Source organism: Pseudoclavibacter sp. Z016 (assembly GCF_002931215.1).
Taxonomy (GTDB): domain Bacteria; phylum Actinomycetota; class Actinomycetes; order Actinomycetales; family Microbacteriaceae; genus Pseudoclavibacter.
Genome location: NZ_PSTU01000011.1, coordinates 982,928 through 1,008,726 on the forward strand (window position 1 = coordinate 982,928; position 25,799 = coordinate 1,008,726).

The 25,799-nt window shown below is 68.3% G+C and carries 22 protein-coding genes and 1 tRNA gene; 9 read left to right on the forward strand and 14 right to left on the reverse strand.

From position 1 onward, the window contains the following. Positions 1 to 65: 65 nt before the first annotated feature. Positions 66 to 1,367 carry an ABC transporter permease gene (locus tag C5B99_RS10675; RefSeq protein ID WP_104241704.1) on the reverse strand — a complete coding sequence of 434 codons (1,302 nt, stop codon included), beginning with the start codon at positions 1,365 to 1,367 and terminating at the stop codon, positions 66 to 68. Then, positions 1,364 to 2,062: an ABC transporter ATP-binding protein gene (locus C5B99_RS10680; protein WP_104241706.1), complete on the reverse strand. Its 699-nt coding sequence runs from the start codon at positions 2,060 to 2,062 to the stop codon at positions 1,364 to 1,366. Before C5B99_RS10680 ends, C5B99_RS10675 begins: the two co-directional genes overlap by 4 nt. A 159-nt stretch (positions 2,063 to 2,221) precedes the next feature. On the opposite strand from C5B99_RS10680, the gene C5B99_RS10685 reads away from it, so the two are divergent. Both C5B99_RS10685 and C5B99_RS10690 read left to right on the forward strand, forming a co-directional pair. Then, a complete protein-coding gene (locus tag C5B99_RS10685) occupies positions 2,222 to 3,499 on the forward strand; it encodes a sensor histidine kinase (protein WP_258063146.1) in 1,278 nt (425 codons plus the stop codon). Next, complete coding sequence (locus tag C5B99_RS10690) at positions 3,496 to 4,167, forward strand: response regulator transcription factor (RefSeq protein WP_104241707.1); 672 nt, start codon at positions 3,496 to 3,498, stop codon at positions 4,165 to 4,167. The genes C5B99_RS10685 and C5B99_RS10690 overlap by 4 nt, the downstream gene beginning before the upstream one ends. Before the next feature lie 187 nt (positions 4,168 to 4,354). Here the strand turns inward: C5B99_RS10690 and C5B99_RS10695 are convergent, their stop codons facing one another. The 3 genes from C5B99_RS10695 to C5B99_RS10705 form a co-directional block, all read right to left on the reverse strand. Next, positions 4,355 to 5,332, reverse strand: a complete 978-nt coding sequence (locus tag C5B99_RS10695) for a ribose-phosphate diphosphokinase (RefSeq protein WP_104241709.1) — start codon at positions 5,330 to 5,332, stop codon at positions 4,355 to 4,357. Between the two features lie 34 nt (positions 5,333 to 5,366). After that, complete coding sequence (gene glmU / locus C5B99_RS10700) at positions 5,367 to 6,812, reverse strand: bifunctional UDP-N-acetylglucosamine diphosphorylase/glucosamine-1-phosphate N-acetyltransferase GlmU (protein WP_104241711.1); 1,446 nt, start codon at positions 6,810 to 6,812, stop codon at positions 5,367 to 5,369. A gap of 74 nt (positions 6,813 to 6,886) precedes the next feature. Then, a tRNA-Gln gene (locus C5B99_RS10705) sits at positions 6,887 to 6,958 on the reverse strand. Between the two features lie 122 nt (positions 6,959 to 7,080). Here C5B99_RS10705 and C5B99_RS10710 point away from each other — a divergent pair. From C5B99_RS10710 to C5B99_RS10730, 5 genes are all read left to right on the forward strand, one after another. Continuing rightward, positions 7,081 to 7,533, forward strand: coding sequence for a nuclear transport factor 2 family protein (locus C5B99_RS10710; RefSeq protein WP_104241713.1), 453 nt, complete (start codon positions 7,081 to 7,083; stop codon positions 7,531 to 7,533). A 129-nt stretch (positions 7,534 to 7,662) separates the two neighbouring features. After that, entirely contained in the window at positions 7,663 to 8,283 is a 621-nt protein-coding gene (locus C5B99_RS10715; RefSeq protein ID WP_104241715.1) for a MarR family winged helix-turn-helix transcriptional regulator, read from the forward strand. Between the two features lie 56 nt (positions 8,284 to 8,339). Beyond that, entirely contained in the window at positions 8,340 to 10,166 is a 1,827-nt protein-coding gene (locus C5B99_RS10720) for an ABC-F family ATP-binding cassette domain-containing protein (protein WP_104241717.1), read from the forward strand. 62 nt (positions 10,167 to 10,228) lie between these two features. Beyond that, positions 10,229 to 11,212, forward strand: a complete 984-nt coding sequence (locus C5B99_RS10725; RefSeq protein WP_181064986.1) for a ParA family protein — start codon at positions 10,229 to 10,231, stop codon at positions 11,210 to 11,212. Next, positions 11,209 to 12,120, forward strand: a complete 912-nt coding sequence (locus tag C5B99_RS10730; protein ID WP_146081984.1) for a PIN domain-containing protein — start codon at positions 11,209 to 11,211, stop codon at positions 12,118 to 12,120. The genes C5B99_RS10725 and C5B99_RS10730 overlap by 4 nt, the downstream gene beginning before the upstream one ends. Positions 12,121 to 12,219: 99 nt before the next feature. Here C5B99_RS10730 and C5B99_RS10735 read toward each other — a convergent pair whose 3' ends face one another. The 4 genes from C5B99_RS10735 to C5B99_RS10750 all read right to left on the reverse strand — a co-directional run bounded on the left by C5B99_RS10735 (position 12,220) and on the right by C5B99_RS10750 (position 17,032). Beyond that, positions 12,220 to 12,981, reverse strand: coding sequence for a MerR family transcriptional regulator (locus C5B99_RS10735; RefSeq protein WP_104241723.1), 762 nt, complete (start codon positions 12,979 to 12,981; stop codon positions 12,220 to 12,222). Positions 12,982 to 13,152: 171 nt separating this feature from the next. Continuing rightward, positions 13,153 to 14,502 carry a M20/M25/M40 family metallo-hydrolase gene (locus C5B99_RS10740; protein ID WP_104241725.1) on the reverse strand — a complete coding sequence of 450 codons (1,350 nt, stop codon included), beginning with the start codon at positions 14,500 to 14,502 and terminating at the stop codon, positions 13,153 to 13,155. Between the two features lie 127 nt (positions 14,503 to 14,629). Next, a complete protein-coding gene (locus tag C5B99_RS10745; RefSeq protein WP_104241727.1) occupies positions 14,630 to 15,973 on the reverse strand; it encodes an LLM class flavin-dependent oxidoreductase in 1,344 nt (447 codons plus the stop codon). A gap of 18 nt (positions 15,974 to 15,991) precedes the next feature. Next, entirely contained in the window at positions 15,992 to 17,032 is a 1,041-nt protein-coding gene (locus tag C5B99_RS10750) for an LLM class flavin-dependent oxidoreductase (RefSeq protein ID WP_104241729.1), read from the reverse strand. Positions 17,033 to 17,292: 260 nt separating this feature from the next. Here C5B99_RS10750 and C5B99_RS19290 point away from each other — a divergent pair, with 260 nt between their 5' ends. Beyond that, the gene (locus tag C5B99_RS19290; RefSeq protein WP_181064987.1) at positions 17,293 to 17,700 is read left to right on the forward strand and encodes an N-acetyltransferase; all 408 of its coding nucleotides are present in this window, start codon (positions 17,293 to 17,295) and stop codon (positions 17,698 to 17,700) included. Positions 17,701 to 17,708: 8 nt separating this feature from the next. Here the strand turns inward: C5B99_RS19290 and C5B99_RS10760 are convergent, their stop codons facing one another. From C5B99_RS10760 to rsmI, 5 genes are all read right to left on the reverse strand, one after another. After that, positions 17,709 to 19,070, reverse strand: coding sequence for a hypothetical protein (locus tag C5B99_RS10760; protein ID WP_146081985.1), 1,362 nt, complete (start codon positions 19,068 to 19,070; stop codon positions 17,709 to 17,711). A 167-nt stretch (positions 19,071 to 19,237) separates the two neighbouring features. Further along, on the reverse strand, positions 19,238 to 20,089 hold the full coding sequence (gene rsmA / locus C5B99_RS10765) for a 16S rRNA (adenine(1518)-N(6)/adenine(1519)-N(6))-dimethyltransferase RsmA (protein ID WP_104241735.1): 852 nt from the start codon (positions 20,087 to 20,089) through the stop codon (positions 19,238 to 19,240). Further along, complete coding sequence (locus C5B99_RS10770; RefSeq protein WP_374953465.1) at positions 20,086 to 21,090, reverse strand: TatD family hydrolase; 1,005 nt, start codon at positions 21,088 to 21,090, stop codon at positions 20,086 to 20,088. The genes rsmA and C5B99_RS10770 overlap by 4 nt, the downstream gene beginning before the upstream one ends. Positions 21,091 to 21,092: 2 nt before the next feature. Beyond that, complete coding sequence (gene metG / locus C5B99_RS10775) at positions 21,093 to 22,661, reverse strand: methionine--tRNA ligase (protein ID WP_104241737.1); 1,569 nt, start codon at positions 22,659 to 22,661, stop codon at positions 21,093 to 21,095. Positions 22,662 to 22,730: 69 nt separating this feature from the next. After that, on the reverse strand, positions 22,731 to 23,543 hold the full coding sequence (gene rsmI / locus C5B99_RS10780) for a 16S rRNA (cytidine(1402)-2'-O)-methyltransferase (RefSeq protein ID WP_104241739.1): 813 nt from the start codon (positions 23,541 to 23,543) through the stop codon (positions 22,731 to 22,733). 50 nt (positions 23,544 to 23,593) lie between these two features. Here rsmI and C5B99_RS10785 point away from each other — a divergent pair, with 50 nt between their 5' ends. After that, entirely contained in the window at positions 23,594 to 25,372 is a 1,779-nt protein-coding gene (locus tag C5B99_RS10785; RefSeq protein WP_258063147.1) for a dolichyl-phosphate-mannose--protein mannosyltransferase, read from the forward strand. Positions 25,373 to 25,799: the final 427 nt, after the last annotated feature.

Here is a 25,799-nt window from a genome sequence, read left to right on the forward strand (position 1 = left end):
GTTCCGGCGGTTCCAGCGGCTCCACCGGGACTCATCCCCGTTCTCGTTCAGGTTCACTGCCACCGTCACTCGTAGCGCAGCGACTCCACCGGGTCGGCTCGTGCGGCTCGAGCCGCAGGCAGCGTCCCTGCCAGGAACGCGATGACCATGACGACGAGGATGACCACGCCGATCGAGACCGGGTCGAACGCGATGAGCGTCAGCCCCGGCAGGTCCGCCAGCAGCGTCGTCGCGAGCGAGGCACTGATGACCGTCCCGGCGACCACCGCGACGACCGCACCGATCGCGCTCCCCAGCAAGCCGATGAACGCCGCCTCGATGCTGAAGAGCGTGAACACGCGGCCGCTGCCCATCCCCATGGCCTTCATCAACCCGATCTCGCGAGTTCGCTCCTGCACGGACATCAGCAGCGTGTTGACGATGCCGAAGCTCGCAGCGAGGAGCGCGATCACCGCGAAGGCGTTCAGCACGAGCACGATCCCGTCGATCACCGTCTTGATCGTGCCGAGCTGATCGGCGACGGTGCTCCCCGTGTAGCCGGCATCCGAGAGCCGCTGCTTGAGGAGATCGATGTCGCCGCTGCTCGCATCCAGGCTGAACCAGACCGTGGCCTGTGCGTAGCGCTCAACCTGATCCGCAGGGATCCCGATGTTCTGCGTGGCGTAGAGCTGATCCGTGAGCGCGTCGTTCGGCACGAGCGCTGCCCCCGTCGGCGAGGCGATGCTCTCCTCGGCGACGCCGACGACAACCGCCTGGGTCTCGTGGGTGCCGCGGAGCGCATCCGTGCTGCCGATCGTCACGGTCTGGCCGACCGCCGCATCCGCGTCGGCGAAGCCGAGCGGTTCGACGTAGGACGTCGGCAGCAGCACCTGCAGCTCGCCGCTCGCATCATCGGGATCGGAGCCGGCCTGCAGCTGGACGGTCTGACCCTCCACGAGACTTCCCGCCCCCACCGCGAACCTCGTGCCGGTACCGGCCTGCACGAAGTCGACCGAGAGCGACTTCGTGGCCTGCACGTCGACGACGCCCTCGATGCCCGCGAGCGACTCCAGGTCGGCGGGCAGGAGCGCGGTGACGGTCGACCCTGGAGGGCCTGCGCTCGCAACGGCGTCCGGGTTGTACTCGAGCGGGCCGGACTCGCCGCTGCCGAAGCCCGTCGCGTCGCTCGTCTTCGTCACCGTCAAGGTGTCCGCCGCCCCCACCCCGTTGACGGTGTCGTCGATGTAGGCGTTGATGCCCGTGCCGAGCCCATTCGTGAGCGTCAGCGTGAACGCTCCGACGAAGATCGCCAGGATCGTGAGGAGCAGGCGAGTCTTCGAGCGGAACGTGTTCGAGACGGCGGTGCCGATGAGGTCCATGGTTCTCATGCCGCCACCTGCGCAGAGTCTTCGACGATCAGGCCATCGCGGATCAGGATGCGGCGATCGCAGCGCGCCGCGAGGTCCTCATCGTGGGTGACGACGATCAAGGTGATGCCGTTCTCCCGGTTCAGACGGAACAGGATGTCCTCGACAACTCCGCCGGTGCCGGTGTCGAGATTGCCCGTCGGCTCATCCGCGAAGATGATCCTCGGATTGTTGACGAGCGCACGCGCGATCACGGTCCGCTGCTTCTGGCCGCCAGACAGGTTGAGGGCCTTGCTCCTCGCCTTGTCATCGAGCTCGAGCTGCTCGAGCGCCGCCAGCCCGCGCTTGCGCCGCTCGCCGCGCGGAACGCCGGCGATTTTCATGGGGAGCACCACGTTCTCGAGCACGGAGACGTTCGGGGTGAGGAAGAACTGCTGGAACACGAAGCCGAACGTCTTGTTCCTGGTTCGGTTGAGCCTCTTCCCCCGCAGCGTCCGGGTGTCGGTGCCCTCCAACTCCACGGTGCCCGAGGTCGGCACGTCCAAGAGCGCGAGCACGTGCATGAGGGTCGACTTCCCCGAGCCGCTCTTCCCGACGATGGCGAGGCTCTCCCCCTCGCGGATGTCGAAGCTCACGCCCTTCAGGGCTTCGAAGCGGTTCTGTCCCCGACCGTACGAGCGACGGACGTCGCGGACGGAGATGATCGGTGCTGGCATGCTGCCTCCTAGCTGGTGCCGAGGTCTCGACCCTCTGATGCTCGCGGCTCCCCGAGCGCCGCGCGTCCCCCGACCGCGGTCACCGAGTACTGCGGATGCGGTACAGCCGTGCTCTCGACGGGGGACGCGCGAGCAAGATGCGGCGGGCACACTTGGTCCATGCAGGAATCCCGCAGCACCGCGCCCGGCCAGGGCAGGCCGCACTCGCCGATGGCAGGCCGCGCCAGGACGCTCCCCCGAGCGCCATCCTGGGTCGTCGACGTGCTGGCTGCGCTCTTCATCGTCGGCGTCGCCGTCATGCCGTTCGGCGGGGATGAGTTTCGACCGAGCACACCCTTCGCGTTCGCGATGGTCCTGGCCCCGGCCGCCCTCCTGCCGTTCCGCCGCCGCTACCCGGTCACCGTGCTCGTCGCGACGCTCGTGATCTACGGAGCCACCGCCCTGACCGGAACCCTCTCACCCGGCGTCGTCCTGGCCGCAGCGATGGCGATGTTCAGCGTCGCGACGCAGTCGACCCGCCGCCGGGCGGCCCTCACCGCGGCCCTCGCCGTCCTCGGCGTCGCCCTGCTCAGTCTGTTCGCAGCGCTCGGAAGCGTCTTCGATCCGCGTGCGATCCAGTTCGCGGTCACCATCGCCTTCGCCGCGGCCGCCGGAGACGCGACCCGCTCCCGGCGCGAGTACATCGTCGCGATCACCGAGCGAGCCGAACGCGCCGAGCAGACCCGCGAATCGGAGGCACGCCGCCGTGTCACCGAGGAGAGGCTCCGGATCGCGCGCGACCTGCACGACGCCGTCGCCCACCAGATCTCCGTCATCAGCCTGAACGCCGGGGTCGCCTCGAGCACCCTCCGGAACCGCCCCGAGCGAGCCGAGGACGCGCTCCTCACCATCCGAGGGGCTGCACGCTCAGTGCTCGCCGAGATCGGCGACCTGCTCGCCGTGCTCCGCGCCGACGACACGGGACACGCATCCGCCGCCCCACAGCCTGGACTCGAACGGCTCGACGCCCTCGTCGAGTCGTTCGGCGAAGCAGGACTCCACGTCAAGGTGCGAGCTGAGGGCGAGCTGCAGCAGGTCACGGGCGCGACGAGCCTCGTCGCGTACCGCGTCATCCAGGAATCACTGACGAACGCGCATAAGCACGGCGCCGAGAACCGCGCGCACGTCCTGCTTGCCCTCACGGAGACGGAGCTGCGCGTCGTGGTCACGAACCCCGTGTCGGGCCCAGTCGCGGCGGCGGACTCGCCCCTTGCCACGGACGAGACGGACGCCCGCGCGTCGGGCGGGCTGGGGCTCCTCGGCCTCCGCGAGCGGGTCGCCTCGGTGCGCGGCACCGTCACGACGGGCACAGCCGCGGGCGGCTACCGTGTGGCTGTGACCCTCCCCCGGCAGGACCGCCCGCGCCTCGGCGCAGCCACCCACGGAGACCCCCGATGACCCGCGTGCTCGTCGTCGACGACCAGGCCCTCATCCGGCAGGCCGTCTCCGACATCCTGGGCCAGGAGCCCGGCATCGACGTCGTCGGCGAGGCACGAAACGGCAGGGAGGCCGTGGCGCTCGTCGCCTCCCTGCGACCCGACGTCGTGCTGATGGACATCCGGATGCCGGAGCTCGACGGGATCGAGGCGACCGCCGCCATCTGCGGCGATCCGCGGAACACCGAGGTGCGCGTGCTCATCCTGACCACCTTCGAAGAGGACGAGTACCTGCTGGCCGCCCTCCGCGCCGGAGCGAGCGGCTTCATCGGGAAGGGTGCCGAACCCGACGACATCGTCCGAGCCGTCCGCGCGGTCCACGCCGGCGACGCACTGCTCTCTCCGGCCGCGACCCGCAGCCTCATCACGAGATACGTGCTCCGCTCGCAGCCAACAGGCACCTCCATCGTGCCGCAGCAGCTCGAGCAGCTGACGGATCGCGAGCGCGAGGTGCTGCTCCTCGTCGCTCGCGGACACGCCAACGCCGAGATCGCCGAGCTGCTCTTCATCTCGCCACACACGGCGAAGACGCACGTGAACCGCATCATGGCGAAGGTCCACGCCCATGACCGGGCGCAGCTGGTGATCATCGCCTACGAGAGCGGGCTCCTGTCACCTGGAGGGCACTGAGACACGTCTGGGGAGCACAGCGACTCACCGGAGAGCACGGAGAAGAGGCGGTGCAGAGACCTGGCGGTGCCAGCAGCGGGCGGGAGTCACAGCGCATCAGCAGAGAAAGCGCCGCACACGCAGACGCCCCGCCGGAACCGAGTGGTTCAGGCGGGGCGTGTGACGTGCGTGCGGCAACCCGTGGTGGCTAGGCGGCGCCGTCGAACATGGAGGTGACCGATCCGTCGGTGAAGACCTCGGTGATCGCGCGAGCGAGCGTCGGGGCGATCGGCAGGATCGTGAGCTTGTCGAAGCGCTTCTCGGGCGGCAACGGCAGCGTGTCGGTGACGACGACCTCGTCGATCGCATCCGAGCTCAGACGCTCGACGGCCGGGTGCGAGAACACGGCGTGCGTGGCCGCGACGACGACACCAATGGCACCGGCGGCCTTGAGCGCCTCGGCGGCCTTCACGATGGTTCCGCCCGTGTCGATCAGGTCGTCGACGAGCAGGCAGACGCGACCCTTCACGTCACCCACGATCTCGTGCACGCTCACCTGGTTCGCGACCCTCGGGTCGCGTCGCTTGTGGATGATCGCCAGCGGCGCATCCAGCTGATCGCTCCACACGTCGGCGACGCGCACGCGCCCCATGTCCGGGGACACGACGGTGAGGGTCGCCGGGTCGAGCTTCTCGCGGAAGTGCTGCAGCAGCACCGGCATCGCGAAGAGGTGGTCGACGGGCCCGTCGAAGAAGCCCTGCACCTGCGGGGCGTGCAGGTCGACCGACATGATGCGGTCGGCGCCGGCCGCCTTGAAGAGGTCGGCGACGAGACGGGCCGAGATCGGCTCGCGGCCGCGACCCTTCTTGTCCTGACGCGCGTAGGGGTAGAACGGTGCGACGACCGTGATGCGCTTCGCCGACGCGCGCTTGAGCGCGTCCAGCATGATGAGCTGCTCCATGAGCCACTCGTTGATGGGCGGGCAGTGCGACTGGAGCACGAACACGTCGGCCCCTCGCATGCTCTCGCCGTAGCGAGCGTAGATCTCGCCGTTCGCGAAGGTACGCGACTCGGTCTCTCCGAGCTCGATGCCCAGTTCTGCGGCGACTGCCTCGGCGAGCTCAGGATGAGCTCTGCCCGAGACGAGAACAAGTCGCTTCTCCGTGGAGGTGATGATGCCAGACACGCTGTACCGCCCGTTTCCTGTGCTTGCTCTGTTGTTACGCGTTCGGTGTGGAATCTGCAGCAGAGGCTGCCTCGGCGGCCTCTGCCGCGGCGGTGCCCGCTCGGTTCTTCAGCACCCACCCCTCAGCGTTGCGCTGAGGTGCGACGTTGATCGCGAGTGCACCAGCCGGAACGTCCTTGCGGACGACGGTCCCGGCCCCTGTGTAGGCTCCGTCGCCAATCCTAACCGGGGCGACGAAGACGTTGTGCGAGCCGGAGCGGACGTTGCTGCCCACCGTGGTGCGGTGCTTGTTCACCCCGTCGTAGTTGGCCGTGATCGTGCCAGCGCCGACGTTCGAGTTCTGACCCACCTCGGTGTCCCCGATGTAGGAGAGGTGCGGGACCTTCGAGCCGTCGCCGATCTGCGCGTTCTTCGTCTCCACGAACGTGCCGATCTTGCCTCCGACCCCCAGGATCGTGTTCGGCCGAAGGTACGCCCACGGGCCGACGGTCGCACCAGCGCCGATGACGCTGAGGGTCGCGTCGGTGCGCTTCACGACGGCGCCCTCGCCGACCTCGCAGTCGACGAGCGTCGTGTCCGGCCCGATGATGGCACCCTCGGCGACGGACGTCGCCCCGCGCAGCTGGGTTCCGGGCAGCAGCTCGACGTCTCGGCCGAGCGACACGTTGCCCTCGATGACGGTCGTCGCCGGGTCGTGCACCGTGACGCCCTCGAGCTGCCAGTGCCGGATCTGACGGGCGTTGTAGTAGCGCTGCGCCTCCGCGAGCTGCACGCGGTCGTTGATGCCCTGCACGATCTCCGGGTCGGTGACGGCGATCGCCTCGATGCGCCCCGCATCCGCCTTGATGAGCTTCGCCGCGTCGGTGAGGTACTTCTCCCGCTGCGAGTTCGAGTCGTCGATTCGGCCGAGCACCTGACGCACCGTGCGGGCGTCGAACGCGTACACCCCGGCGTTGATCTCGGAGATGCGCAGCAGCTCCTCGCTCGCGTCCTTGTGCTCGACGATCTCGTCGAAGTCGCCGCCGGCGGAGCGCACGATGCGCCCGAAGCCCGCGGGCTCCTGCACGAAGGCGCTCAGCAGCGTGAGCTGGTTCTGCGCGCGACGGTGCTGCTCGATCATCCGCCCGATCGTGCCGGAGTCGAGCAGCGGCACGTCGCCGGAGAGCACGACGACGACGCCGTCGAAGTCAGCGGGGAGCGACTCGAGGCCGACCTCGAGGGCACGACCGGTGCCGGGGACCTCGTCCTGGTCGGCGAACTGCGTGTCGGGGGCCAGATCTTGGATCGCCGAGACGACGCGGTCGCGATCGTGCCGGACCACCGTGACGGTGTGCGCGGGGCCAAGCTCGGCGGCCGTGTGCAGCACGTGCCCCACGAGCGGGATGCCACCGAGCCGGTGCAGCACCTTCGGGGTGCTCGAGCGCATCCGCGTGCCCTGGCCAGCCGCCAGGATGACGATTGCGAGTTCTCGATCGGTCACAGATCCTCCTCGTTGTGGGCGCCGTGATTCGAACGCCATCACGGTCCACGGTGGCATGCAGCACCCCCGCGCCGCTCCTCCCCCAGGATTCGAACCTGGACCTAACAGCTCCAAAGGCTGTCGTGCTGCCGTTACACCAAGGAGGAACGTGCCCGCTCACGCGCGCACTCGCCAATTGTGCCAGAACCGGAGAGACCGCGGGCAAGCGCCGCTGGTGCTGTGGAGGGGATTGGGCCAGACTGCGAAGCAGAAGACACAAGGAGGCGTCATGTCCGAAGCCCTGTCCATCGCGCGGCGATTCACCGACACCTACTCGGCAGCCGTCGCAGGTCGCGACAAAGCCGCCATCATGTCGCTCTACGCGCCCGACGTGCGCGTCTTCGACCTCTGGAGCACCTGGTCCCACGAGGGAGCTGATGCCTGGGGCACCTCACTCGACGCCTGGTTCGACTCCATCGAGTCGGGCACGCACGCGGCCACCTTCACCGATCTGCGGGCCTACGGAGACCACGACGTCGTGGTCGTCGAGAGCTTCGTCCGCTACTCCTGGCAGAGCCCCGAGGGCGAGCTCGAGTGGATGGACAACCGCCTCACCTGGGCGATCGTGCAGCACAAGGGCGACTGGGTGGTCGCGCACGAGCACACCTCAGCGCCCGTCGGCGCCGACGACGGCCTCGTCGTGACGAAGCGCGACGTGGACGCGCACCACCCGAACTCCTAGGAACCGAGCGTTCCTCCGCGGCAGGGAGACCGCGCCGCGACGAGTCGGCGGACGCGCCGCCCCAGCGGAACGAAGGCCCCACCCCGGGCTCGTCAACGTGCACCCGCGGGACTCGCCATAATGGGACGTATGGATGCCCCCAGACGTGCAGCTCACCAGCGTGACGTTCCGCGCGCGACGGTCGAGCTCAGCGGGGGCGGGCACGGCGAGGTCGGGCACGGCGAGGTCGGGCACGGCGGCCACGCCGCGCATCCGACCGACACCGTCGACACGATCGTGCGCGACTGGTCTCGGGAACGGCCCGACCTGGACGTCGACCCGCTGCGCATCTTCTCCCGCGTGAAGCGCATCGCGAAGCAGCTCGACGCGCTCCGCAAGGCCGCGTTCGCGGAGACCGGGCTTGAGCTGTGGGAATTCGACGTCCTCTCGGCGTTGCGCCGCGCCGGTTCCCCGCACCGCCTCAGCCCCAAGCACCTGCTCGCGTCGAACCTCGTCTCGAGCGGCACCATGACGAACCGCATCGACCGCCTCGTCAGCCGGGGCCTCGTGACCCGCGAGGTCGACCCCAACGACGGCCGCGGCATCCTCGTCACCATGACCGCAAACGGGCGCGATCTCGTCGACCAGGCCCTCACTCGGCTCGTCGCCGCCGAGCGTGAGCTGCTCGCCGAGCTCGATCTCGAGACGCGGGACGACCTCGCGACCGCCCTGCGCACCCTCTCGCTTCGGATGGACGACCCCGCTCACTGAGCCCCCACCGCCCTCGCTCGGAGGCCACCGGGCCTCCCCGGCCTTAAGCTGGTCTGATGGCCCATCTCCTCGGCGCGGAAGCGCTCCACCTCGAGTTCCCGACTCGAGTCGTCTTCGACAGCGTCTCCGTCGGCATCCAAGAGGGCGACCGCATCGGCATCGTCGGACGCAACGGCGACGGCAAGTCGACCCTGCTCAAGCTGCTCGCCGACCGCATCCAGCCCGATGGCGGCAAGGTCACACGGCGGCGGGGCGTGCGCGTCGGGATGCTCGACCAAGCCGACACCCTCGACCCGGAGCTCACCGTCAAGCAGGCCATCGTCGGCGACATGGACGACCACGACTGGGCTTCCGACGCGAAGATCCGCGACGTCGTGAACGGGCTCGCGGGCGACCTCGAATGGACCGACAAGATCGGCGACCTCTCCGGTGGCCAGCAGCGCCGCGTGGCCCTCGCGGCCCTGCTCATCGGCGACGACGACATCATCATGCTCGACGAGCCCACCAACCACCTCGACGTCGAGGGCATCGCCTGGCTCGCCAAGCACCTCAACGGCCGCTGGTCGAAGAACCAGGGCGGGCTCGTCGTCGTGACGCACGACCGGTGGTTCCTCGATGCGGTCTGCGAGACGACGTGGGAGGTGCACGACCGCGTTCTCGACCCGTTCGAGGGAGGCTACGCGGCGTACATCCTGCAGCGCGTCGAGCGCGACCGGCAATCTGCCGCCATCGAGTCGAAGCGGCAGAACCTCATGCGCAAGGAGCTCGCGTGGCTGCGCCGCGGCGCCCCAGCCCGCACGGCGAAGCCGAAGTTCCGCATCGAGGCCGCGACGCAGCTCATCGAGGACGAACCTCCCGTGCGCAACCCCGTCGAGCTGTCGCAGCTCGCGACGGCGCGCCTCGGCAAGGACGTCGTCGACCTCCTCGACGTCGGCGTCACCTTCGGCGACAAGGAGGTGCTCCGCGACATCGAGTGGCGCATCGCACCTGGCGAGCGCACCGGCATCCTCGGCGTGAACGGGGCGGGCAAGTCGACGCTCCTCAACCTCGTCGCGGGCACACTCGAGCCGACGAGCGGCAAGGTGAAGCGCGGCAAGACCGTCAAGATCGCGACCCTCTCGCAGCGCCTCGCCGAACTCGACAAGCACCAGAACGACCGCGTCCGCGAGGTCGTCGCGCGCCAGAAGTCGAGCTACGTGTCCGGCGGCAAGGAGATGACGCCGTCGCAGCTGCTCGAGCGCCTCGGCTTCACGACCACGCAGCTCCAGACCCCCGTGAAGGACCTGTCCGGTGGTCAGCGCAGGCGCCTCCAGCTGCTCCTCATCCTCCTCGACGAGCCGAACGTGCTCATCCTCGACGAGCCCACGAACGACCTCGACACCGACATGCTCGCTGCCATGGAAGACCTCCTCGACACGTGGCCGGGCACCCTCCTCGTCGTGTCGCACGACCGGTACCTGCTCGAACGCGTCACCGACCAGCAGTACGCCGTGTGGGACGGCGGCTTCCGCCACCTTCCCGGCGGCGTCGACCAGTACCTCGAGCTGCGCGCCAACAGCCTCAAGGGCTCAGCCCCCGCGACGCTCTCCAGCACGACGGATGCGACCGCCGGCGGTTCCTCGTCGGCCTCAGCCTCCAGCGCCTCCGGCCTCTCCATCGGCGGCGCCGACCGCCGCAGCGCCGAGAAAGAGGTGCAGGGCATCGCCCGCAAGATCCAGAAGATCGAGCAGTCCATGAAGAAGGTCGACGCCGAACTCGCCGCCCACGACCAGGGCGACTACGAGGGACTCGGGACCATCACCGCCAAGCGGCAAGCCCTCGCGGCCGACATCGACGCGCTCGAGGAACGCTGGCTCGAGCTCTCCGAGATCCTCGAGGCGTAGCCTGAATCAGACCTTATGTCGTGCGACTATCTGCAGTAGTCTTCTCGAGTCAAAGGAGTCTCGTGAAAAAAGTCGCTTTCTTCAATCACAAGGGTGGGGTTGGGAAGACCACGTTGGTCTTCAACGTCGGCTTGGCGCTCGAACGCATGGGTTACACCGTGCTCTTCATCGACGCAGATGCGCAAACTAATCTCACTAGCGCAGCAATAGACGTCGACCAATACGAGGATCTACTTGGGGCCCAGCAGACAATCTACGGAGCTCTTCTACCCATAATCAACAACGTGGGGGATTTCGATCCTGTTGAACCCGTCAAGATTCGTGATCGAGCTTATATATTGCCGGGAGACATCAGGCTCAGCGCATTTGAAGAGATCCTGCCCCAAGCGTGGACCGAGGCGCTCGCAGGCCAGTATCGGGGCTTCCAGATTTCCACGGCGATGTTTCGGCTCGCTAGCAGACTGGGCGAATCTGTCTCTGCAGATTTCGTGCTATTCGACCTCGGCCCGAACGTTGGAGCCCTGAACCGAACAATCTTAATTGGCTGCGACGGTTTTGTCGTCCCCCTATCCCCCGATCTATTTTCCCTTACAGCACTTCCTAGTGTGGGAGCAAGCACCACACGCTGGATCATGGACTGGGATGCAGCCTTGGGAGCAGCAAAACGTGCTCGTCTTGAACTCAGCATCGACCTCCCCGGAGGCCGCCCCTCACCACTCGGGTACGTGAGCCAGCAGTTTGTAACATACAGAAAACGCCCCGCAGCAGCTTTCCGAAGGTGGAGCGACAAAATTCCATCCGCCTACCAAAAGGGCATCTTGGAGCCAATGCGCGACGACGCTCACGTGCCAATTCCTGACGGCCCCGCCCTTTTGGGTGAGGTTAAGAACTTATCCAGCCTCATCCCGATCGCACAGCAAAACAATCGTGCTATTTTTGAGTTGGGCGGCGCTCAAGCACGCGGCGCGCAGTACACCAGAGCGCAGGACACTTTAGAACTTTTCACAAATATTGCCAGCGGAATAATTGCAGGCACGAGTCAATGATTGACGCGATCGTCGTCGATACGAACATTCTTCCACAGTACGGAAATCTCGACGGTCCTATCTGGTTAAGCATCCAGAAACTATGCTCACTTCAATCTATACGCTTATGCATGCCCGAGTTGGTACTGCTTGAGGCGCTAAACCTTAGACGAGCAAAGGCCGAGGCGGCACACGCTCGGTTCATCGCAGCACAGAGCGCATTGAGTAAAATGTTCCAGGTGGAAGCTGTTTACGTGCCTGACATTGACGATATCGTGAGCGAATGGGAGAGGGACCTTAGGTCGTCTTTCGAGGTCATCGAGATCGAACCCGAAGACGCTCCGCGGGCACTCCGTCGAGAAGCCGTCCGCCAGCGCCCCGCTCGGAACGGTAAAGGTGCTAGAGATTCCGCCATCTGGCTGAGTGCCATTCGAGTAGCAGCGAGCGGCCAGGGTGCAGTCTTCGTGAGCTCTAACACCTCAGACTTCGGCGTCAAGAAGTCTTCTGACATTCACCCAGAGTTAGCGGCAGAAGCAAGTACCGCCGGACTCACGTACGCAACCAGCACTCAAGAACTCCTGGATGTTCTTGCCATAAAGTCTGAGCACATTTCCTTAGATCTTGCCGAGCTTTCAGCAGCAGCCCGTGATGAGCTGGTCGACACCCTCCTCCGCGACGGCAAGGCGCATCTATCCATACCACTGGAAGCTGAAGAGATTCGGCGTGATGAGTTGCATTTTACTTCCGCTACTAATCGGCGGACTTACAACTTCGAGAATCACATTCTATGCCTAATCATGGGCCGCGTACATCTGGCCAACTCAAGCGAGCACGAAATTGACCTCGAAGTGAACCTGTGGGCAGAGGCCGAAAGAAACTCGAATACCATCTACTCAGTTGAGATCGCTTCGGTGCACGAGGTTCAATAGCAAAGAGTCGCCTAACCGCCATCGCGAAAGCAAATATTCGAGATAAGGCGCTCAAACATTGGTGACCTGCGGAATACAGACGTAACTGCAATTCAGCGTTCAACTGCTTTGCGCGAGGGTGCGCTCGGCGTAGATGCTCATCGCGTCGCGCACGAACTCGGCGCCCGTCGCGTGGACGCGCGTGTAGTTCTTGGCGAAGCGCTCGTCGGCGACGTACATCTCGCCGAGGTTCGTGAACAGCTCGGCCGTTGGCGCCTTGCCCTGCCAGCTGTCGCTGATCCACGCGAATTGGCGGGCGGCGGCCGACTGCGCCTGATCGCTGTCCGGCCCGAGCCCCGCCGACTGGGCTGCGCTGAACGCATCCTGGATCCGCGTCTGCTCCTCCAGGAAGCCCTTCTTGCCGTCCACGCCGAGGCCGCGCCACCACGTGTCGCTCTCGGCAGAGGCTTCGGCACCCCACCGCTCCTCGACCTCGCCTTTGTACTGCGTGTGGTCGAATCCGTCGAACATCTGCTCGGGCATGAGCTGTTCCTTTCCCTTGAGCGCGGCGAGCGTCGCACGCACCGATCCGATCTGCGTCCTGAGGCGGCCGCGCTCGTCGTGCAGCCAGCCGAGGTGCGTCTCGAGCGCAGCGACGTCGTCGCTCCGGCCGGCGAGGGCGTCTCCGATCGCTGACAGGCCAACGCCCAGCTCGCGAAGGAGCAGGATGCGCTGCAACCGAACCAGCGCGCCTTCGTCGTAGTAGCGGTAGCCGTTGGCGCCCGTCCGGCTCGGCCGAAGCAGGCCGATGCTCTCGTAGTGCCGCAGCGTCCGCGAGGTCACCCCCGACCGCTTCGCTACTTCGCCGATCGACCATTCCATGGCGGGCGTCCTCTCGCTCAGATCGTGTGGGCGGCTCCCCCGTTCTCGGGAGATCCGAACCGCTCGAGAACGACTGTAGAAGTTGACGCTGCGTCAAGGTCAAGCGGGTGCACGAGATTGCCCGAGCCCCCGAACGGGTGCATCAAGCTCGTCAAGCCCGTCAAGCTCGCGTCAGGCGGACAGGAACCCTCGAACGACGTGATCGAGGGCGCGCACCGTGAGGTCGATGGACTCGAGGTCGAGCCGCTCGTTCGCGGAGTGGAACCTGTTGCGGGCGACCGAGAAGGTCAGCTCTGAGCTGAGTATCCCGAACCCGAAGGCGTTCGCGCCGTGCAGCCGGTAGAAGCGCGCATCGGAGCCGCCGACACCGAGGATGGGGGCGGGCTTCGCTCCTGGCACGAACTCGGCGAGTGCCTCCTCGATCTGCCCGTAGAGGCGAGTCGTGGTGGGTGACTCGTTCGCCGGCGAGAACCACTTCCCCTCGACGTTCACGAGGCCCGGGAACTCGGCGACCACGGCGGCGAGGTGTGCCTCGACGTCGTCCTCGGTCACGCCGGGCAGCACCCGGATGTCGAGCGAGATCGACCCGCTGTCAGGGATGACGTTGACCTTCGACCCGGCGTCGACGACGGTGACGGCGACGGTCGTGTGCGTCCAGGCGTGGACGAACGGGGCGAGCTCGCCGAGCTCGGGGTGCGCGCTGAGCTCGTCGATGGCCTCGTCGATGGTGTCCGGATGCGCAAGCCGCGTGCTCAGCTCGGCCGGCAGGTCGAGGGCTGCGAGCGTGTCGAGCCACTGCTCGCTGATGCGGGGCTTCGGCGCATTGGCCTGGAGGCGGTCGATGACCTTGGCGAGGGTGACGGCCGCGTTCGATCTGCCCCACGGGGCCGAGGCGTGCGCCGCGTCGCCGCGCACGACGATGCGCCGTGGGGCTGCCCCCTTCTCGCCGACGCCCACCGTGATGGCGGTGCTGCCGATGCCGCCGAGGCGCGCGCCTCCCCACTCGGTGAGCACGTTGTCGGCGGCGATCGTGGCCCAGTCGTGCTCGGAGAACCAGCCGACCCCCGCCCGGCTGCCCTGCTCCTCGTCGGCGACGGCCGCGAACACGAGGTCGCCGGTGGGGGCGAAGCCGCTCGTCGCGAGGCGCTTGAAGATGACCGCGTAGGAGGCGGTGAGGAACAGCATGTCCACCGCACCGCGGCCCCAGACCTCGCCGTCGACGAGCTCGCCCGAATGCGGCGGATGCACCCAGTCGCTCGCCTTCACGGGAACGACGTCGGTGTGGCCGACGAGGGCCAGCGACTCCGCGGCAGGGTCACTGCCCGCGAGGCGTGCCACGACGGAGACACGACCGGGGAACGGCTCGACGCGCGCGAGCTCGACGCCGCTGCCGGCGAAGAACTCCTCGATGACCGCCACGGCCCGCCACTCGTTGCCCGAGTCGAGCGCACCGTCGTTGACGGTCTCGGCGCGGATGAGCTGCTGCAGGAGGGTGACGGTCTCGTCGCGAAGCGAAGTCATTCCCCCATCCTCGGCGGAAGGGGGCCGAGGCGCGCGCCGGAGCGTTGCGCGGAGTAACGCGCCAGGCTGCACGGGCTCACGCGGCCCCTCCTGGCGCGCCGCTCCACCTTCACCGGGGTGCCATGGCTCAGACGCTCGCGGGCACCAGATCGCCGACGACCGCGGGCAGACCGAGGTTCTCGCGCAGCGTCGTTCCCGGGTACTCGGTGCGGTAGGAGCCGCGCTCCTGGAGTGCCGGGATGAGCTGGTCGACGATGTCGTCGAGCCCCGAGGGCACGAGGTACGGGGTCAGGTTGATGCCCGTCACGGCTCCGCTGCGGGCCAGCTCGGTGAGCGTGTCGGCGACCTCGTCGACGCCGCCGACGAAGCCACGCTGCGAGGAGAGGTGGATGACGAATTCGCGGATCGACAGTCCGAGCGCCTCCGACTTCTCCCGCCACTGCTGCGCGAGCTCGAGCGCCTTCGCGTTCTGGAACGCGCTGCCGCGGGTGCCGTCGGTGACGGCCACCACCGGATCCTCCACCGGCAGCGGACCGTCCGGGTCGAGGTGGGAGAGATCCTTGCCCCAGAACTGCTCGAGATAGCGAAGCGACGTCGAGGGCGAGATCTGATGCTCGCGCACCCAACGGGCCTTCTCCTCCGCCTCCTTGGGAGTTCCGGCGACGATGATCGTCGCGCCGGGGAAGAACGCGAGCTCGTCGCGTGCACGGCCGAACTTGGTGAGCCGCTCGCGCAGATCGGCGGCGAACACCGTCGCTCCCTCGAGCTCGGGGTGCGCGGAGAAGATGACGTCGGCGTGCTCGGCACCGAAATCGCGCCCCTGGCTGGAGTCGCCAGCCTGGAACAGCACGGGCCGCGACTGCGGGCTCTGCGGGAGGACCCGCTCGGAGACGAAGCGGATGAACTCACCATCGAAATCGACGCGGCCCCGGTTCGCCCACAGCTCCTTGGCTGCCCGCACGAACTCAGCCGCCCGGTCGTAGCGGTGCTCGTGCGCGAGGTGACCGCCGCGGCGGAAGTTCGCGCCGGTCCACGCGTTGTCGGTCGTGACGATGTTCCACGCCGCGCGCCCCTCGCTGAGGAGATCGAGGCTCGCGAGCCGGTAGGCCAGGTCGGCCGGCTCGTTGTAGGTCGTGTTCTGCGTGGCGACGAGGCCGATCTTCTCGGTGATGGGCGCGAGCGCGGCGAGCTGCGTGATGCCATCCGGTCGCCCGGCCACGTCGTTGTCGTGGATCTTGCCGAGATGCTCGCGCAGCCGCAGCCCCTCACCCAGGAAGAAGGCGGAGAAGAGTCCACGTTCGGCGGTCTGCGCGATGCGGCGGAACGACTCGAACTCGGTCTGCGATCCACTCTGCTCGCTCGACCAGATGGTCGTCGAGTTCACGCCCTGGAAGAAGACCCCGAACTGGATCTGGCCTGCGCCCGCCGCTCCCGAGGCAGGCCGCGTCGGACCTGTGCTGTGCTGTGTCATCGTCGTGATCCTTCGCGTTCAGAGGGCCTGGGCGGCGTAGCGGTTGGCGGGGTGCGCGAGCCCGAGAGCGTCGCGCAGATGCTCGCCGGCGCGCGGCGAGGTGAAGACGCCTGCGCGGCGAAGCGCTGGGAGCACGGCGCGGCCGAGCTCCTGCACATCCGCGCCGAAGTCGGCGGGCAGCAGGTGCACGCCGTTCGCGAACGACGCGACCTCGGTGATGAGCTCGACGAGACCGGCCGCGTCCCCGAAGTAGTGGATGCGACCCGCCGCCTGCGTGTCGGCCGCGGGCGCACCGGCCCGGTCGGCTGCGGGGCGTCCTGGCGCGTCGAGCGCGAACGAGACCTCGACGATCGTGCGGGCGATGCCCTGGGAGTCGGCCTGCCCGGCCGCGGCGCTCGCCTCGAGGACCGTGCGCTCGCGGATGAGCGCGACGTCGACGAGCTCGGGCGCTGCCGAGCCGTACGGCGCGAAGGTCGGCAGCTGCCCCTGGTGCGGGCGCGGGATGATGGACGGGCCCTTCACGCTGAAGCGCGCGCCCTCGAAATCTGCGTAGTGGAGCTTGTCGCGGTCGAGGTAGCGGCCGGTCTCGACATCGCGGATGACGGCGTCGTCCTCCCAGGAGTCCCAGAGCCTGCCGAGCACTTCGATGGTGTCGTCGAGTTCGGTGCGGCGGGCCTCAGGCCCGTCGAGCGGAGGCCGGTCGAACGCGGCCGCTTCGACCTCGCTGCCGTCGACGCCGCCGATCCACCCTGCCCTGCCGTGCGACGCGTAGTCGAGCGTCGCGAGCTGCGTCGCGAGGTGGAACGGCTCGACCGCCGAGACCCGGATGAGCGGCACGAGGCCGGTCGCCCCGGAGAGCGGGGCGGCGAACGCGGCCTGCTCGATGGCGTCCAGCCGCGGAGCCGCCGCCCTGAGGTCGCGGAAGCCGATGTCCTCGAACGTGGCGATGGTCACGCCGAAGCGCTCGAGCGCGGCGATCGCCGCGCGGATTCGCTGTGGGCCGACGCCTTCGCTGCCCGCTTCGACGGCGATGGCAAACGGCGGGTTCTCGTGAGTCATGCCTCGAAGACTAGGAAGCGCACGTCGCCGGTTGGATGTCGACGCTTCACCTGCCGCCCCGGGAGGACTTCTGGCGCAACACTGGGTGCGGGCCTCGTGAAGTGAGGCGTACGGTACCCACCAACGAAGCAGCAGCCCGCCCCGCACTGGAGCGAACCGCACAACCCCGACCGTGGAAGGAGCATGAAGATGACACACACGACAACAGGCCTGAACTTCATGTGCCAGCAGCGCGTCGAGACTGGCAGGCCGGTCCTGCAATGAGCCTCGGGCTGCACACGTCGATCGGCAATGCCGTCCGTGTGACCACGACCCGAGCGGGCAGCGGCCGCGTCGAGTTCCACGCCATTCCCTTCGACGGCACACGAGTCGTCGCGAGCGCCGCGCTCTCCGGCCCCCTCGACGCCGTCGGCTCGGAGCTCGTGTTCGACGAGCTCTGGGTCGCCCCGGACGTGCGCGGAACCGGCATCGGGACCCGCGTGACGAGGGCCGCCATCACCTGGGCGGATCTGCACCTGGCTGCCGGAATCGACACCTACGTGCCGGAGGAGAACGTCGCCATGCAGCGCCTCCTTGAGCAGCTCGGCTTCGAGCGCCGGCCCGAGCTCGAGCACGGCGAGGAGAGCTGGACGCAGATCTTCGCGCTCACCCTCGAGCTCGCCGGTTAGCTCACCGTTCAGCTGACCGGCTCGAGCGACGGCACCGGCCCGGCGCCCGACATCCCGATGACCACGAGCGCCGGTCGGCTCACCGCGTTCCCGGCCTCGTCCTCCCAGGTCAGGGCGAGGCGCGAGCGGTCGACGAAACCGCCAGAACCGGCGAAGCTGGTCGTGCCGCCGGACGCGGCGATGTCGAACGAGGTGATCTCGCGGGTGCCCGCGACGACGAGCACATCCACACCGTCATCTCGGAGCCACCTGGCCGCGATCACGGGCAGCTGCGGTGCGCCGTTCACCGGTCTCGCGACGTCCCCCGCCCCGAGCACGACCGGGTCCTCGTCGCCGCGCACGGCGATGACCGCCGCCCAGAGGACCCCGGACCCGCGGCCCTGGCTCTCGAGATGGGAGACCGCGGCGAGCGCGAGCGATTCACCGGATGGCAGCGGCTGATCGTCGAGGATGGACGCCCGCAGCCGGTACCCGTGCTGCTCATCTCGTGCCGTGATGATGCCCCGCGAGAGCGCCGCGAAGCGCGAGTTGCCGCGCTTGGGATCGGTGACCGCGCTCCAGTCCCGGTCGGCGTCCTCGGTCTGCAGCATCGTCAGCCCCGAGCTGGGATGCACGTAGGCGAACCCCGCGTAGACGTCCGCCGCAGCCGTGCCTCCCGCGTCCGGGATGCGCAGCAGCGCACGCGCCGACAGGAGGAGGAGCCCGTCGGAGGTCGGCGTCTCGCTCAGCGCGGGTGCCGTCTCGGTGGAGAAGGTCGCCGTCTCGAGCGACATGCCGCGCTGCATACGCTCATGGAAGAGCAGCACGCCCCGCGCGACCGTGAACCCGCGCTCGTAGCGGCTCGTCGTGATGGAGGAGGCCCCGAGCATCGTGAACGCCGTTGCGTCGTCGCTGCCGGCACCGTCGAGCGGACGCGCAAGGGCCGCGACGGCGTTGTCGGAGCGGAGGATCACGAGCCGCGCCGAGAACGAGCTGCGGAGCCCCGGCACCGAACCGAGCGCAAGAGAGTCGACATCGCCGGCCCAGAGCAGCTCGATCACCTGCCCGTCCGGGATCTCGATGCCGTCACTCCCGCCCGTCACGTCGGCGCTGTCGGTCACGTCGTCCGCGCCGCCCTCCCGCCAGAGGTCGGCGGCGGCCACAAGCGCACGCTGGTCGTCGAGGTCGGCTCGGGGACCCCGCGTGGGGTAGCCGGGCAGCGTCGACTCGCTCACCGCATCCGTCGGCGAGGTGTCGGACTCGTCCGTGAACGCGAGGACGACCCAGCCGGCGGCGAGGATCAGGACGGTCACGATGGCGACGATCGTGATGGTGCGCGCACGACGCGAAGACGCCTGAGGCTCGCGAGGGGCTGCAGATGTGTCGCCCATGACCGCTCCCTCGCCGCGCTGCGCGAGCACCGACCTCGTTGTGGTGCCCGAAGCTAGTCTGCCCCAGTCGGCTCGACGATGCGCGCCGCATTCCCAGGCGTCCCCATCCGTTCCCGGCGTTCCCTGATCCGATGGAGTCACGAGGGCCCGGGTGCCCCTCGCCGAGCTCAGTCTTCGGGAGTCCAGGCCTCCGCGAGCCGCACGTAGTCGTCGATGCCGACCGTCTCGCCGCGGGCGGTGGGGTCGATGCCAGATGCCTCGAGCACAAGCGAGGTCGCAGCCGCGTTCTCGCCGAGCAACGGCGACAGCGCCTGGCGCAGCATCTTGCGGCGCTGACCGAACGCGGCATCCACGATGCGGAACACCTTGCGACGCAGCTCCTCCGAGCCGCGCGGCTCAGCACGTTCCGTGTACGAGATGAGGATGGAGTCGACGTTCGGCACCGGCCAGAACACCTTGCGGCCCACGAGGCCCGCACTCGACCACGTGCCGTACCAGGCGGCCTTCACGCTCGGCGAGCCGTACACCTTCGATCCGGGTCCGGCGACGATGCGCTCCCCCACCTCGGCCTGCACCATGACCACCCCGCGCTGCAGCGACGGCAACCGCTCGAGGAGGTGCAGCAGCACGGGCACCGACACGTTGTACGGAAGGTTCGCGACGAGCGCGACCGGCTCGCCCGGCACCTCCTGAACCTGCAGGGCGTCGGAGACGATCACGTCGAGATGCGCGCCAGCCGCGTGCTCCTCCACCGTCTGCGGCAGGCGGGCGGCGAGGCGCTCGTCGATCTCGATGGCCGTGACACTCGCGCCCGTCTCGAGGAGACCGAGCGTGAGCGAGCCGAGGCCGGGCCCCACCTCGAGGATGTGCTCCCCCGAGCGGACCTTGGCGGTCTGCACGATGCGCCGCACCGTTCCCGGGTCGTGCACGAAGTTCTGTCCGAGCTTCTTCGTGGGCGTCACATCGAGCTCGGCCGCGAGCTCGCGGATCTCGTTGGCGCCGAGCAGGCTGACGCTCATGCGGTCTCTCTCTCGTCGGAGGTGAGGTCACCGGCGAGGGCGCCTTGGCCTGGTGCCTGGTGCCAGCTGCCGTAGACGGCCTCGGTGTTCGAGGCGACCTGGGCGCTCAGGTCATCCACCGCGATCCCCAGGTGCTCGGCCATCGCCCGCAGCGTGACCGGGATGAGGTACGGCGCGTTGGGGCGGCCACGGAAGGGCACCGGCGTGAGGAACGGAGCATCCGTCTCCACGAGGATGCGCTCGATCGGCGTCACCGACAGCGCCTCCCGCAGGGACGCGGCGTTCTTGAACGTGACCGTGCCCGCGAACGAGAGGTACCAGCCCTCCGCCGCCGCGATGCGCGCCATGTCCGCGTCGCCGGAGAAGCAGTGGAAGACCGTGCGCTCAGGCGCACCGACCCGCTTGAGGGTCGAGATGACGTCGTCGTGCGCATCCCGGTCGTGGATCTGCATGGCGAGGCCGTGCTTCTTCGCGAGCCCGATGTGCCGCTCGAACGCCTCGACCTGCAGCAGCTGGTCGGCCTTCTCCGGCGTGCGGAAGTAGTCGAGCCCCGTCTCCCCGATGGCCCGGACCCGCGGCTCGGCCGCGAGGCGGTCGATCTCGACGATCGCGTCCTCCAGAGTGCCAGCAGCGGCGAGCTCCGGCACGACGTTCGGGTGCAGCGCGACCGCCGCCAGCACGCGCTCGTGCGTCGCCGCGACGCGCGCCGACCACCGGCTCGACGGCACGTCGTTGCCGACCTGCACGACCCCCTTGACGCCAGCTGCGACTGCGGCGGCGAGGTGCTCGTCGAGCGTCAAGCGCTCGTCCTCCTCACCATCCTCGATCTCGAGGTGCGTGTGGTTGTCGTAGCAGGGCACGGCAAGCGCCTCGGGATACGGCGGGTACGCCAGGATGCGCGTGTGCCCGGACTCGCTGGTCGCAGAGCGGCGGCGCAGCCTCTCGGCGTCACCCGGCGCCCCGGCGTCCTGGGCCCCGGCGTCGTGCTGGGATTCGGTCACCGCTAGCGCTGGACTTCCTGCTCGATGCGCGGGAAGAGCGGCGGCAGCTCGCTCAGCGGCCGCGAGCCAACAAGCGCGTAGGCGTTGTCGATGCGGGTCGAGGCGAGCTCGCCGTTGCCGCCGATCGCGAACCACAGCTTCTCGGCCGCGATCGGGACGAACGGGTTGAGCAGCACGGCCAGGTGGCCGAGGCAGCGGGTCGTGACCTCCAGCACCGCGGCGAGGCGCGCACGGCCCTCATCGCCCTGCTTGGAGAGCGCCCACGGCTCCTGCTCCGTGATGTACCCGTTGAGCGCATCCACCAGCCGCCAGATGTGCGCGAGAGCGCCATCGATGTCGAACGCCAGCATCGCCTCGTCGGCCTTCGCCGCGACCTCGGTCGCGAGGTCGATGATGACCTGCTCCGACTCCAGCATCGTGGACTGCTCCGGGACGACCCCGTCGAAGTACTTGTTCACCATCGCGATGACCCGCGACGCGAGGTTCCCGAACCCGTTCGCGAGCTCAGCCTGGTAGCGAGCCGACAGGTCCTCCCACGAGAACGAGCCGTCCTGCCCGAAGTGGATGGCGCGCAGGAAGTAGTAGCGGAACGCGTCGGAGCCGAAGACATCGGTGATCTCCGTCGGCGCGATGCCCGTCAGCTTCGACTTCGACATCTTCTCGCCGCCCACGAGCAGCCAGCCGTGAGCGAAGATGCCGGCCGGAACCTGCAGGCCGGCGGCCATGAGCATCGCCGGCCAGATGACGGCGTGGAAGCGCAGGATGTCCTTGCCGACGATGTGGTGCGCCGGCCAGAACTTCTCGAGCTCCGACTCGTCGTCGCCGTAGCCGATGGCCGTGATGTAGTTGAGGAGCGCGTCGAACCACACGTAGACGACGTGCGACTCGTCCCACGGCACCTTCACGCCCCAGTCGAACGTGGTGCGCGAGATCGACAGGTCGCGGAGTCCCGAGCGCACGAACGAGATGACCTCGTTGCGCGCCGACGACGGCTGGATGAACTCCGGGTTCTCCTCGTAGAGCGCCAGCAGGCGGTCCTGGAACTCGCTGAGCTTGAAGAAGTAGTTCTGCTCCTGCAGCAGCTCGAGCGGCTTCGAGTGGATGGCGCAGACCTTCTCGCCCTCGTACTGGCCGGTGCCGGCGACGATCTCGGACTCCGGCTTGAACTCCTCGCAGCCCACGCAGTAGAGCGCCTCGAACTCGGCGTCGTAGATGAAGCCGGCGTCGTTGAGCTTCTGCAGGAAGCGCTGCACGCGAGTCTCGTGGCGCTCGTCCGTCGTGCGGATGAAGTCGTCGTTCGAGATGTTGAGCGTCTCGAGCATGGGCTTCCACGCCTCGTTGACGAGCTTGTCGGCCCACGCCTGCGGAGTGACGTTGTTCGCGAGCGCCGAGCGCATGATCTTCTGACCGTGCTCATCGGTGCCCGTGAGCAGCCACGTGGTGTCGCCACGCTGACGGTGCCACCTGGCGAGCGCGTCGACGGCGACCTCCGTGTACGCGTGACCGATGTGGGGGACGTCGTTGACGTAGAAGATCGGTGTCGTGATGTAGAACGATTCGCCGGAAGCCATGGGGATCATCCTATTGTCGGCCGAGCACTGTTACGACGCGAGGTGCCCCTGAGCGCCACCCCTGGCCCACTATTTCGCGAGCTGGCCCTGGTAGAGGTCTCGCTTGCTCATGCCTGTCTCGGAGGCGACCTGCGCGGCCGCGTCCTTCAGGCGCATCCCGCCCGCTACGAGCTCCGCGACCATCGCCTGGGCCCCAGCCTCGTCGACGACTGCGGGGGCCGCACCCTCCACGACGATCACGATCTCGCCGCGCACCCCTTCCTCCGCCCACGGAACCAGCTCAGCCGCGGTCCCCCGCCTGACCTCCTCGTAGAGCTTCGTCAGCTCCCGGCAGACGGCGATGCGACGATCGGCCGGCCAGATCGCGGCCATGTCGGCGAGCGTGCGCGCCAGGCGGTGCGGCGACTCGAACAGGACCACCGTGCGCGGCTCACTCGAGAGCGAGCGCAGGAACGTCTCCCGCTCCCCCGCCTTGCGAGGCAGGAAGCCGTCGAATGTGAAGCGGTCGGTCGGCAGCCCCGAGATCGCGAGCGCCGTGATGACGGCGCTCGGCCCCGGCACGCTCGTCACCGTCACCCCCTCCTTCGCCGCGAGCGCCACGATCGGGTAGCCCGGGTCGGAGATTCCCGGCATGCCGGCGTCGCTGACGAGCACCACATCGGCCTCGCGAGCCTGCTCGACGATGGTCTTCGCGAGCTCGTCCTCGTTGTGCTCGTGGAGCGCGACGAGCCGCGGGCGGTTCTCGACGCCCAGCATCCCGAGCAGCTTCGCCGTCGAACGGGTGTCCTCGCACGCCACGAGGGTGGCGTTCTTGAACGTGTCGATGAGGCGCGCCGAAGCGTCGCCGAGGTTCCCGATGGGGGTGCCGGCCAGGATGATCATGGCTGCGATCCTCCCACGCGCTCGCCCCGCGGCCCCCTACGATTGCTTGGGTGAGCGAGCAAGCAGACACGGGAACACCAGACGAGGCGGCCGAGTCGTCCCCGACGACGGCCCCCGCGACGGCGACGAGCGGCACGGTGACCGCATCCGCTGCCCCTGCCGCGCCGGCGGCGAAGGTGCCGGTGGCCCCGGTGGCGCGCGGCTCGGTGTTCGACGACCTGTGGGCGCGAGTCACGAGCACCCCCAGGCTGCGAGTGCGCACCGAGTGGATCCTCCTCGGCGTCGTCACCCTCCTCGCCGCCGTCCTCCGGTTCTGGAACCTCGGCGGCGCGCACTTCCTGATCTTCGACGAGACGTTCTACGTGAAAGACGCGTGGACCCTCCTCAACCTCGGCTACGAGGCAGAGTGGCCCGAGAACCCGAACGACGCGTTCAATGCAGGAGACCCGAACGGGTATACGACCGACCCGTCGTACGTCGTGCATCCGCCCCTCGGGAAGTACCTCATCGGGCTCGGAATGCTCGTGTTCGGTGCCGACAACCCCTTCGGCTGGCGATTCGCCGTCGCCCTGCTCGGCACCCTCGCCGTGCCGCTCCTCTGGGTCATCGCCAAGAAGCTGTTCCGCTCGCCCGTGCTCGCCACGATCGGCGCCGGGATGCTCGCCATCGACGGGCACGCGATCGTCATGTCGCGCGTCGGGATCCTCGACGGCATCCTCATGTTCTTCGTGCTGCTCGCCTTCCTCTTCGTGCTCCTCGACCGCGAGGACCAGCAGCGCAAGCTGCGCACGAAGATCATGGCCTGGCGCGCGGAGGAGGGCCTCGACGGCGACCCGATTCCGACGAAGGCCACGACCACCTCGCGAGCGCCCGACGTGAAGCCCGTCGGACCCGACTGGGGGCCCCGCCTCTGGTGGCGGCCCTGGCTCATGGCGGCGGCCGTCACCCTCGGCGCCGCGTCGGCCGTGAAGTGGTCAGGCCTCTACTTCCTCGCCGCGTTCTGCGTCTACACGCTCGTTATCGACATGGTCGAGCGGAAGCGGCTCGGCGTGACCTTCTGGGGATCCGCCGCGATCCTCATGCAGGGCCCCGTGTCGTTCCTCCTGACCGTGCCGCTCGCAGCCCTCACCTACCTCGCGACCTGGACCCGCTGGCTCACCACCACGGGCGGCTTCTACCGCGGCTGGGCCGAGGAAGCCGGCAACGCGTGGACCGGACTGCTCTCGTGGGTGCCGCTGCCCCTGCAGAGCCTCTGGCACTACCAGGTCGAGGCGTACAACTTCCACCGCGGACTCAGCGCCGAGCATCCCTACCAGTCTGGGCCGCAGGAGTGGCCGTTCCTCATCCGCCCCACCGCGTTCAGCTACGTCTACTCGGAGGCGGGCGACGGCTCATCCTGCGACGTCGGACAGTGCGTCGAGGCGATCACGTCGATCTCGAACCCCATCATCTTCTGGTTCGGCACCGTGTCGATCCTGTTCCTCATCATCATGTGCTTCCTGCGCCCGAAATGGCAGTACTTCGCGATCCTCGTCGGCTACGGGGCCGGCTACTTCCCGTGGCTCGCGTACCTCGAGCGCCAGGCCGTCTTCCACTTCTACGCGATCGCGTTCCTGCCGTTCATGATCCTCGCCTCCCTCGTGGTCATCCAGACCATCGCCGGCGACCGCGAGACCCCGCGCCCCTCCAGGACCATCGGCGTCTCCGCGGTCGGGGTGCTGCTCGTGATCATGGCGCTCGTCTCCGTGCTCTTCTGGCCCGTGTGGACCGGCCAGATGATCTCCACCTCCTACTGGTCGCTCACGCACTGGCTGCCCAGCTGGCGGTAGGCGCGCGGCGGCCGGCGCCCCGCGCGCCCCGCATCCGCGACCCCCGTGCCGGATGGGTCACTTTGCCCCCATCGAACCGCGCAGCACGGGCCCAAAGTGACCTCTTCAGGCGCGGCGACGCCGACCTGCGCAGGTTCCCGGCATGGCCGCGCGCATCCCCCGCACGCGCCCCCGCGCCGAATGGGCCACTTTCGTCCCATCGGGCCGCGCCACACGGGCCCAAAGTGACCTCCTCACGAGGCGCCGCGACTCCGCGACACGGCGACGCCGGGACGCCGACGTGCATGGACTTCCCGCATGCGCGCGCGCATCCCCGCACACACGACCCCACGCCAAATGGGTCACTTTGCCCCCATCGAGCCGCGCAACATGGGCTCAAAGTGACCTCCTGAAGAGGCGCCGCGACGCCGGGACGCCGACGTGCATG